This window comes from Propionicimonas sp., assembly GCF_047606205.1.
GTDB lineage: Bacteria > Actinomycetota > Actinomycetes > Propionibacteriales > Propionibacteriaceae > Propionicimonas.
In genome coordinates, this window is record NZ_JASGES010000256.1 from 1 (window position 1) to 8,918 (window position 8,918).

Annotated in this window: 11 protein-coding genes; 5 read left to right on the forward strand and 6 right to left on the reverse strand. The window is 72.7% G+C overall.

From position 1 onward, the window contains the following. Positions 1–163: 163 nt before the first annotated feature. From QM633_RS15960 to QM633_RS15970, 3 genes are read left to right on the forward strand one after another with little or no spacing between them, the layout of a single operon-like run. The gene (locus QM633_RS15960; RefSeq protein ID WP_415154826.1) at positions 164–868 is read left to right on the forward strand and encodes a hypothetical protein; all 705 of its coding nucleotides are present in this window, start codon (positions 164–166) and stop codon (positions 866–868) included. Between the two features lie 12 nt (positions 869–880). Further along, the gene (locus QM633_RS15965) at positions 881–2,908 is read left to right on the forward strand and encodes a sensor histidine kinase (RefSeq protein WP_415154828.1); all 2,028 of its coding nucleotides are present in this window, start codon (positions 881–883) and stop codon (positions 2,906–2,908) included. Further along, on the forward strand, positions 2,905–3,531 hold the full coding sequence (locus tag QM633_RS15970) for a response regulator (protein ID WP_415154830.1): 627 nt from the start codon (positions 2,905–2,907) through the stop codon (positions 3,529–3,531). Before QM633_RS15965 ends, QM633_RS15970 begins: the two co-directional genes overlap by 4 nt. Positions 3,532–3,622: 91 nt before the next feature. Here QM633_RS15970 and QM633_RS15975 read toward each other — a convergent pair whose 3' ends face one another. Further along, entirely contained in the window at positions 3,623–4,297 is a 675-nt protein-coding gene (locus QM633_RS15975) for a hemerythrin domain-containing protein (protein ID WP_415154832.1), read from the reverse strand. Between the two features lie 37 nt (positions 4,298–4,334). On the opposite strand from QM633_RS15975, the gene QM633_RS15980 reads away from it, so the two are divergent. Continuing rightward, positions 4,335–4,850, forward strand: a complete 516-nt coding sequence (locus tag QM633_RS15980; protein ID WP_415154834.1) for a CGNR zinc finger domain-containing protein — start codon at positions 4,335–4,337, stop codon at positions 4,848–4,850. Positions 4,851–4,949: 99 nt separating this feature from the next. On the opposite strand, the gene QM633_RS15985 is transcribed toward QM633_RS15980, so the two are convergent. Then, positions 4,950–5,462 carry a hypothetical protein gene (locus QM633_RS15985; RefSeq protein ID WP_415154836.1) on the reverse strand — a complete coding sequence of 171 codons (513 nt, stop codon included), beginning with the start codon at positions 5,460–5,462 and terminating at the stop codon, positions 4,950–4,952. A gap of 319 nt (positions 5,463–5,781) precedes the next feature. Here QM633_RS15985 and QM633_RS15990 point away from each other — a divergent pair, with 319 nt between their 5' ends. Continuing rightward, complete coding sequence (locus QM633_RS15990; RefSeq protein WP_415154838.1) at positions 5,782–6,219, forward strand: hypothetical protein; 438 nt, start codon at positions 5,782–5,784, stop codon at positions 6,217–6,219. Positions 6,220–6,485: 266 nt separating this feature from the next. On the opposite strand, the gene ligD is transcribed toward QM633_RS15990, so the two are convergent. From ligD to QM633_RS16010, 4 genes are all read right to left on the reverse strand, one after another. Next, positions 6,486–7,418 carry a non-homologous end-joining DNA ligase gene (gene ligD, locus QM633_RS15995; protein WP_415154840.1) on the reverse strand — a complete coding sequence of 311 codons (933 nt, stop codon included), beginning with the start codon at positions 7,416–7,418 and terminating at the stop codon, positions 6,486–6,488. 57 nt (positions 7,419–7,475) lie between these two features. After that, positions 7,476–8,216 (reverse strand): triose-phosphate isomerase family protein, encoded by a 741-nt coding sequence (locus tag QM633_RS16000; protein ID WP_415154842.1) that lies wholly within the window; start codon positions 8,214–8,216, stop codon positions 7,476–7,478. Positions 8,217–8,242: 26 nt separating this feature from the next. Continuing rightward, positions 8,243–8,728, reverse strand: a complete 486-nt coding sequence (locus tag QM633_RS16005) for a ribose-5-phosphate isomerase (protein ID WP_415154844.1) — start codon at positions 8,726–8,728, stop codon at positions 8,243–8,245. Position 8,729: 1 nt separating this feature from the next. After that, positions 8,730–8,918 (reverse strand): DAK2 domain-containing protein (locus QM633_RS16010; protein ID WP_415154846.1); only part of this gene is annotated, 189 nt, incomplete at its 5' end.

Below are 8,918 nucleotides of genomic sequence, written 5' to 3' on the forward strand. Positions count from 1 at the left end.
CCGCGCCCGGGACCGCGGCGAAGCCGCCCGCCTCGCTCGCGACGCCGGACTCACGTAGCCCAGAGCGGCCGCTGCTGGTCACCGCCCGACCGGGACGATTTCCCGACGAGGTCGGGACATGACGCTCTGTCGGATCGGGTCGGCGGATTCGTAGCGTCGGGGCATGACCACGACCAGCGCCGCCCCCGGCTCACAGGGGACTGTCTCGGTCACGGGTGCCGGCCCGTGGCGAATCCTGCTCGCGATCGGCTCGCTCGTCGGCCCGGTTCTGCTCGCCGTCGGCACCGCCCTGGACTGGACGGGCAGCGGCGCCGATCCGCTGGAGTACCTCGGGAGGCTGGCGGACGCCCGCTCGATCTATCTCGCCGCCGGCCTGCTGATGATGCTCGGGATGGCGTTCCTGCCGCTGACCGCGGTCGGTGTGTTCCGCGCCGCCGCGGGACGCCGGCGCGCGACCCCTCTGCGCGTGGGCGGCGTCCTGGTCGGCGTCTGGGGCGTGTTCGGCACGGCCGGCATCGGTGGCGGCTACACCGCCGGGATCGTCTCGGTCGATCTCGTCGGCACCGTCCCGGACGATGTCGTCGCCCAGGTCTTCAACGCGATCACCTACGGCCCGTTCACGACGATCGGCGCGATCGTCGGCGGTGCCGGGTTCTTCCTGGGCACGCTCGTCACCGGCATCGGCATCCTCCTCGCGAGGGGCCTGCCGGTGTGGTCCGGGATCGTCGTGCTCACCGCGATCCCGGTCTCCCTGCTGCAAGGCACCGGCATCCACTGGCTCGGCGCCACCGCGTTCGGCCTGCTCGCCGTAGGCCTCGCCGGGCTCATCCCCGCCATGCTCCGCTACCGCACCGCATCGGCGCTCTGATCGAATAGGCCCGTGCGGATCAGGATCGATCGCCGGATGCCGGCGACGGAGCGCGGCGAGCCCGCCTCCGCCGCCGGCCGGTGGTCGATCCTCGCGGCCACCGTTCTGATCGCGCCGCTGGCCGCCGTCGACCTCGTCGGCGAGTGGTTCGCGGTCGCGGGCGTGTGCGTGGTTCCGTCGTGCTCACCGCCGGAACTCACCGTGGATGCGGCTGCCGACCTGATCAGGCAGGGCGTCTCCCTCTCGGTATGGGCGACGGCATCGGTGGTCGTCACGGCGGTCACGACCCTTGTCCCGCTGCTGCTCGCCCTGCTCGTCGGCTGGCGCGGCACCCGACCTGCCACGCTGACGATCCCCCCGATCCTGCTGCTGACGGCGCTGGGACCGGCTGCGGCGTTCGCGCCGGCGCCGTGGCTCCAGGCCGTCCTGGGCGTCCTGCCGCAGCTCGCACTGTTCGCGCTGCTCGCCTCCTACCCAGGTGGACGGTTCCGGCCCTGGGGGAGCGCGGTGCCGGTGATCTTCGCGGCTGCGTGGGCGGCGGTGACGGCCGTGCCACCGATCCCTTCGGCGGTTGCCGCCAACGAGCAGCCCTGGGCCAGCCTGTACGGGGTGGGGTTCGCCCTCGCCCTGGCCGGCATCGTGGCCGGGCTCGTCGTGCGCTTCGTACGCGGGGACGCGGGGATCAAGCGGGCGATCCTGCTGCTCGCCGTCGGGCTCGGGCTGTTCGTCTGCTACGGCGCAGGGTTCTCCGTCTATCAGGGCATCGACGCCGAGCGTGCCGGGATCGGCACCCTCCTCGGCTCGGCCAGCAACCAGGTCGTCGATCTCATGCTCGCCCTCATCCTCGGCATCATCGCGCTCGCCGTGGTCCGCGACGGCGCCTACGGGGTCCGGGTCACCCTCAACCGGGTGCTGCTCGGCGCCATCGGGCTCGGCATCGTCCTCGCCGTCGACGCCGCTGTCGTCGTGCTCGGCTCGCTCGCGCTCGAAGGCTGGCTGCCGCAGGCGCTGGGCAGCGCCGCGGCCGCGCTTGCCCTGTTCCTGGTGTTCCGCCCGATCATCCGTGGGATCGACCGTCTCGTCTACGGCGACGCCGACGACCCCGGCCGGCTCGCGACCCGGCTCTCGGCCGCGCTCGCGGCGGCGCCCGACAGCCGCAGCGTCGTCCCCGAGCTGCTGGAGGTGCTCGCCGAGCGCCTCCGACTTCCCTGGGTGGTGCTGGCCGCACCCGGCGATCCGGGTACGGCCGACGCGTCCGGGATCGCGATCCCCCTGGACCCCGCCGATCCAGGCGCCGCGGTGCTCACCGTCGGGCTCCGCGCCGGACAGCGTCGACTACGGCGGCGCGACCGTGCCGCGCTCCGCGCCGCCGCGCCCACCCTGCTCTCGGGCCTCGCCGCCGTGCGCCTCACCGACGAGTTGCAGGCGTCCCGCCGCCGGGTCGTCTCGGCCGCCGAGGAGGAACGCCGCGCCCTGCGCCGCGAGCTCCACGACGGGCTAGGTCCGACCCTCGCCGCCGCGCGGCACCGGATCGCCGCCGCTCGCGCCGACGCCGGAGACACCGATCCGAGCAGTCATCTGGCCCGCGCGGAGCAGCAGCTCACCGAATCCGTCGAGACGATCCGCGCCCTCGCCCGCCGACTGCGCCCGCCCGCCCTCGACGAGCACGGCCTGGCGCGGGCGCTGGAGAATGCCGCCGACGATCTCGGTCTGGCTGCGACCGTGAGCGTCCCCCTCGATCCGCTCCCGGACCTGCTGGAGGTCGCCCTGTACCGGATCACGGTCGAGGCCCTCGCCAACACGGCCCGCCACGCCGCCGCCACCCGCGCCACCGTCCGCATCGGCGCCAGCGGACGCGAGATCATCCTCGACATCGCCGACGACGGCATCGGCGTCGGCGAGCAGCCGATCGGGGTCGGCATCGCCTCGATGCGCGAACGCGCCGCCGAACTCGGCGGCCGTCTCACGATCACCCAGCTGCCCGACGGCGGCACCCTCGTCAACGCCCGCCTGCCCATCCCGGACGGAGCCGTCGCATGACCGACACCATCCGAGTCGCCGTCGTCGACGACCACACCGCATTCCGCGAGGGCATCGAGGCCGTCCTCGCCGGCCGCGGCGGGGTGCAGATCGTCGGCTCCTACGGCACCGCCGAGACCCTGCTCACCGGACTCGTCGCCGACCCCGCCGACGTGGTGCTCATGGACCTCGGCCTGCCCGACGTCAACGGGATCGACGCCACCCGGCGCGTCCTGGCGGCATCGCCCGACACCAGGGTGCTCGTGCTGTCCATGCTCGACGACACCGCGAGCGTCCGGGACGCCATCGACGCCGGCGCCAGCGGGTACCTCGCCAAGACGGCCGGCCTCGATGAGATCATCCGAGGCATCCACGCCGTCCACGCCGGTCAGCTCCTGCTCGGCTCCTCCGTCTCCCGTCACCTCAGCAGCGAGCGCACCCAACCCACGCCCGACGGCTACACCCCCCGCGAACGCCAGGTCCTCGCGCTGCTCGCCGAAGCCGCCACGACCGGGCAGATCGCCGACCGGCTCGGCATCGCGCAGAAGACCGTCCGCAACCTCCTGTCCAGCCTCTACCTCAAGCTCGGCGTCGAAGATCGCGGCCAAGCCGTCCTTGCCGCGCGGCGCCTGCTCGGGCGCTGACGGCTTCCGCGGTCACCGGAACGTCCCGCCGAACCGCCCGAGGGCACCGCGGTGGCCGCCCGGCTGCACGAGCCCGGGCCGCGATCCTCGCTCAGCTCGCGGTGCCGTAGACGAGGGCGCGATGCCGGGCGAACTGGCGCCGGCCGATCATCCGCCACAGGACCCGGGCGGGCGCCGGCAGGTTCGTCGCCAGCCAGCCGCTGCGCTCCTCGGGCGGGACGACCTCCAGGATCCAGCCCAGCTGCAGGAACAGCCTGCTCTTCGGCACCGCGGCCATGCCACGCGCGTGCAAGGCACCCCACTCGCGCGGGGACATCACCGTCGCGGCGGTGGGCAGGATCGCGTCCTCTTCGTCGCCGAGGTGCCTCAGCAGCGCGTCCCGGACCGCGTCCAGCGCGTCAGCCACGGCGTCGCGGGCGGACGCGTCCGCTGTGCGCTCCCACTCGGGCAGTGCCTCCTCCATGGCCGCCAGAAGCGTGGCCATGGTCGCGTGCTGGCCGCGCATACGCCCGACGTGCAGCGCACATGCCGGCGCCCGCTTCTCGAGGGTGTCCCACAGCAGCAGGTCCTCGCTCTCGTGGTGGTGGTGCAGCGCCCCGGCGACCTCACGGACGTGACCCAGGACGGTTCGGGTGCGGCTGAGGTCGCCGTCCTTCACCCCCCGGACGAGCACCGGGGCGTCGACGAAGGCGCGCCGGAACAGCGCGTGGATGGTGAGCATGTCGGACGTGTCGCAGCCCCGCACATCGGCGGCGGTCGTGGTCATGGCGTCTCCTCTTGGCGTCACTACTGTAATGGTTACGATGGTGACGACTATGCTGGACGCCGTGCCTGACGTCAAGGAGTGGCTGAGCCCGTGGGTGCAAACGGGTGCCGAGCCGGGCATCGCGCCCGACGGCCTCGAGCACCTGCGTGCGCTCCTGAACACGGACAACCGGTTCGCCGGCCTCGACACCCTCAAGACCACCGCGCCGTCCGCGCTGCGGACCCTGCGCGACGCGCTGCGGGCCTTCATCGTTGAGGGCAACCCGGCCCCTCTGGACGCTCTGGCCGCAGGGCATCGGCTCAGCGTCCGGGTCGGCGCGTCGGGCCCGGTGCTGGCGGCCGACGACGAGACCGCTGCGCTACTGGCGATGGTGTTCGACGAGTACCGGGCGGGTCGGCTGCAACGGCTCAAGGCGTGCGCCAACCCGGACTGCCAGTGGGTGTACTTCGACGGCTCACGAAACCGCTCCGGCCGCTGGTGCTCGATGAACGAGTGCGGCGACGTCATGAAGGCCCGCAGCTATCGCCGCCGGGCCCGGGGAGAGGATGCGTGAACGACGGCGACCATGGTCGGTGGCGGGTGACCAGGCCGACCCAGCCCCTTCCCTCGGGAAGGGCCGCATCCTCGGCGGCGGGCGAGTGAACGCCCACCCCTACAAGGCGAGCCCGTCGTAGGCAACAAGGATCATCCGGTCGGGTTCGTAGTACTTGAGCGGGTACTCGTTGACCGGAAGAGCACTCAGGTAGAACCTGAGCGCCGCTTCACTCGCCGGCTCGATCATCAGGTGCTGCTGCGACAGCGCGGGGGTGATCCGACGGCGCATCACGTCGTACAGGTCGTGCAGAAGAGCGGTGCCGTGGTGGGGACGCACCGCGCTGCGGTGGAGAAGCCCGCCCCGGCGCCGGAACTCGGGCCGGATCGCCAGATATGCCAGATAGTCGTACTGGCCTTCCGGGTAACCCATCACGATCGCGCCGCCGATGACACCCTGCGGGGCCCTCTCCTCCGGCTGGTCCCGCGCCCGGCGCAGGAAGGCTGTGGTGTCAGGGAAGTCGCTCCACAACTGATGAGCGGACTTGCCCACCGGAAACGCGGTGGCCAAGGTGTCACGCAGCGCATGCCGGTCCGGCTTTGACAGGTCCGCGTAGGCGCAGTGCTCGGTCACGTACGACCCGGCACCAGAGGCGACCGGGCGGGAACGCCTCACCTTCCCCATTACGCCTGCACCTCGAGCCGTCTGTCGTCACACCTTGTTCAGGACATGCGTGCAGGACATCGTGGCACGAGCCCGACCCGGAGACCAGGACGCCGTCGCCGGAGGAGCGCGAGCGTTGTGGTCGACGGCCGAGCTCCGCAAGCCGAAGACCGGGCCGTCGGCGCACTCGGTCCCACCGGGCCGGCACGTCCACGCCACCGATCCGGGCGTTGCGCACCCCGCCACAAGTGGTGCGTCCGCCGCGCAGCACGATCGCTACGCTTCGGCCATGCAGAACTCGCCGGCCAACCCGCCGAGCCCCGGGTGGCGGGTGTCGGCCGCCGATGTCGTCGACGTGTTCGTCTACGTCGTCGTGCTGAACCTCGCCGCCGAGTACCTCCCGATGGTGCTGACGGAGACCTTCACGCTGTCGCTGCTCACCGCGGTCCTGCTGAAGGTTGTGCTCGAGGTCGTCGTCTTCTTCAAGAACCGGGTGAAGGCACGGTTCAGGGCGGCTACCACCACGGTCGGCAAGGTCGGCGCGGCCCTCGCGCTGTGGGCGATCCTGGTCGGGAGCAAGTTCGTCGTCCTCGAGCTCGTGGCGCTCCTCTTCGCCGACAAGGTCCGACTCGGCGGCTTCTTCGCCGTGACCGGGTTGATCCTCATCCTGCTGGTCTCGCGCGCCGGCGTCCGCCGGCTACTCGCCCAGCCCGACCCCGCACGGTGACGAAGGGGCCCGGCCTCCCGGCCGAGCCCCTCCTCCACTGTGGCCGTGCTTTGGCGAACCCGGCCGACGTGTCATTCGGCGTCCATTCTTGCTCCGGGACGCAAGTCCCCCGGGTACGGCGGCCTCGGACGGGCCCGGCCGGCGGCGCCGGCAACCACCAGGGCCGCGCCTGAACGGGAATGGGGACGGACCAGCGAACGGGAAAAGAACCGTCCCCAATTGCCGCCAGGACCGTGGCGGCCCCCCGCGGGGAGAAGTTTCGGGGGCTACTCGGGGAGGCCGTCGCGGTCGGCCCACTCCAGGAGGGTGTCGAGGCGGTGGGCGACCTCGTCGATGGACGCGTGCGGGTCGCCCTGCGCGGCGAACCGGGCCGGGACGGTGGCCAGGGTCAGCGCGCGCGGCTCGATCGCGTCCAGCTCGGCCCAGGCGAACGGCGTCGACACCGTGCCGTCGGGGACGCCCCGGACGGACCACGCGCTCGCGATCGTGTGGTCACGGGCGTTCTGGTTGAAGTCGACGAAGACGTGGCGGGGGTCGCGGTCCTTGCGCCACCACGTGGTGGTCACGTCCTCGGGCGCCCGGCGCTCGACCTCGCGGGCGAACGCGAGCGCGGCCCTGCGCACCTCGCCGAAACCCCACTCGGGCGCGATCCGCACGTAGATGTGCAGGCCGCTGCCGCCCGAGGTCTTCGGATAGCCGGTGATGCCGAGCTCGTCGAGGACGCCCCTGGCCACCCCCGCCACCCTCCGGACCCGCTCGAACCCCGCGTCCGGCATCGGGTCGAGATCGATCCGCCACTCGTCGGGCTTCTCCACGTCCGGGCGCCGGGAGTTCCACGGGTGGAATTCGACGGTTGCCATCTGGACCGCCCACGCGACCGCACCCAGCTCGGTGACGCACAGCTCGTCGGCCGTGCGCCCGTACCGGGGGAAGTACACCTGCACGGTCTCCACCCAGGGCGGCGCCCCCGCGGGCAGCCGCTTCTGGTGGACCTTCTCCCCCGCCAGCCCGGACGGGAACCGGTGCAGCATGCAGGGGCGCTCCCGCAGCGCGCGGACGATCCCGTCCCCGACCGCCAGGTAGTAGTTCGCGAGGTCCAGCTTCGTCCAGCCGTGCGCGGGGAAGTACACGCGGTCGGGGCTGGTCAGCCGCACCACCCGCGGCCCCACCTCCAGTTCGACCGGCTCGGCCTTCACCATGGCGAGAACCTACCCATCCGCGGCTCCTTCCGCCACGGTCCGCGCCGGCGTCCCCGATCAGCGCGTGCGGCGGCCCTCGAGCGTGGCCGCCTCGTCGGCCACCGCGAGGAAAGCCTCGGGGTCATGGGCGAAGCGGCCGAGGAAGAGACCGTCCACCGTCGGCCACAACCGGCCGAGGAGGCCCGGCCCCGCACTCCCCCCGTACAGGATCGCCAGCTGCGGCAGCCGATCGGACAGGGCCTCCCGCAGCCGCGTACAGACCTCCCGCACGTACTCCACGGGAGCCGGCTGCGGCGCGCCGATCGCCCACACGGGCTCGTAGGCGATCCAGACCTCCTCACCCGTGCCGCCCGCCGTCGCGTCGAGCACCTGGCGGGCGCACTCCACTGCGGCTGCGTCGGGAGCGCTCTGCTCTCGCTCTCCGACGCAGAGCAGCGGCACCAGGTGGTTGCGCAGGGCCGCCCGCAGCTTCGCCGCGACGAGCTCATCGGACTCGTCGTAGATCGACCGCCGCTCGGCGTGGCCCACCTCCACCAGGGAGCAGCCCGCGGAGCGGAGGTCCGTCCCCGACACCTCGCCCGTGAACGCCCCCCGGTCCTCCTGGCACAGGTCCTGCGCCCCCACCAGGACGCCGGACGCGGCGAGGATCGGCTGCACCCTGGGGATGCCCAGGAAACTCGGCAGGACGCCGGTCAGCACCGATCCCCGCACCGCCCAGGGCCGGGCAGCGACACCCGCGGCGAGCGCGCGGCTGTACTCCACCGTGGCGGCAGTGTCGAAGTACAGCTTGAGACTCACCGCCACGATCCGGCGTCCCTGGCCGGCTAGCACGACGGGGCCACTCCCGCGCCGGTCCGGGTCCCTTCGGCCTCGTAGTCGGCGAACAGCGCGACCTTCGCCGCCGAGGCCGAGGTGCGATCGAAGGAGTAGCCCAGCCACTCCCGGACCAGCCTGCGGGCCAGCTCGATGCCGATCACCCTGGCGCCCAGGGTGAGCACCTGGGCGTCGTTGGAGAGCACCAGCCGCTCGACCGAGAACGAGTCGTGAGCCACGCTCGCCCTGATCCCGGGCACCTTGTTGGCCGCCATCGCGACGCCCATCCCGGTACCGCAGATCAGCAGCGCCCGGTCCGCCGCCCCGGCAGCCACCCGGCGCGCCGCGGTCACCGCCACGTGCGGATAGGCGGTGTGCTCCTCGGGGCCGACGCCGACGTCCACGACCGACTCCACCCGGGAGTCGGTGGCGAGGTCCGCCTTCAGGATCTCCTTGTACTCATAGCCCGCGTCGTCGGCCCCGATCACGATCCGCATCTCAGGCCTCCGTGGTGCAGTCGAGCACGCCGGAGTCGCCGATCGCGTCCATCAGCAGGGCGAACGAGGTCGCGCCGGGATCGGGCGTGCCCAAGGACTTGTCGCCGAGCACCCGCGACCGGCCCCGCCTGGCGACGATCGCCGCCGTGTCGGCCGCGGCCTCCGCAGCGGTGGCCGTGGCCGTCCGCCA

Bases quoted from the DNA above. Each gene is read 5' to 3' on its own strand.
- QM633_RS15970 (WP_415154830.1), top strand. From the start codon at position 2,905: ATGACCGACACCATCCGAGTCGCCGTCGTCGACGACCACACCGCATTC.
- QM633_RS15960 (WP_415154826.1), top strand. From the start codon at position 164: ATGACCACGACCAGCGCCGCCCCCGGCTCACAGGGGACTGTCTCGGTC.
- ligD (WP_415154840.1), bottom strand. From the start codon at position 7,418: ATGGTGAAGGCCGAGCCGGTCGAACTGGAGGTGGGGCCGCGGGTGGTG.
- QM633_RS15975 (WP_415154832.1), bottom strand. From the start codon at position 4,297: ATGACCACGACCGCCGCCGATGTGCGGGGCTGCGACACGTCCGACATG.
- QM633_RS15980 (WP_415154834.1), top strand. From the start codon at position 4,335: ATGGTGACGACTATGCTGGACGCCGTGCCTGACGTCAAGGAGTGGCTG.
- QM633_RS15990 (WP_415154838.1), top strand. From the start codon at position 5,782: ATGCAGAACTCGCCGGCCAACCCGCCGAGCCCCGGGTGGCGGGTGTCG.
- QM633_RS16005 (WP_415154844.1), bottom strand. From the start codon at position 8,728: ATGCGGATCGTGATCGGGGCCGACGACGCGGGCTATGAGTACAAGGAG.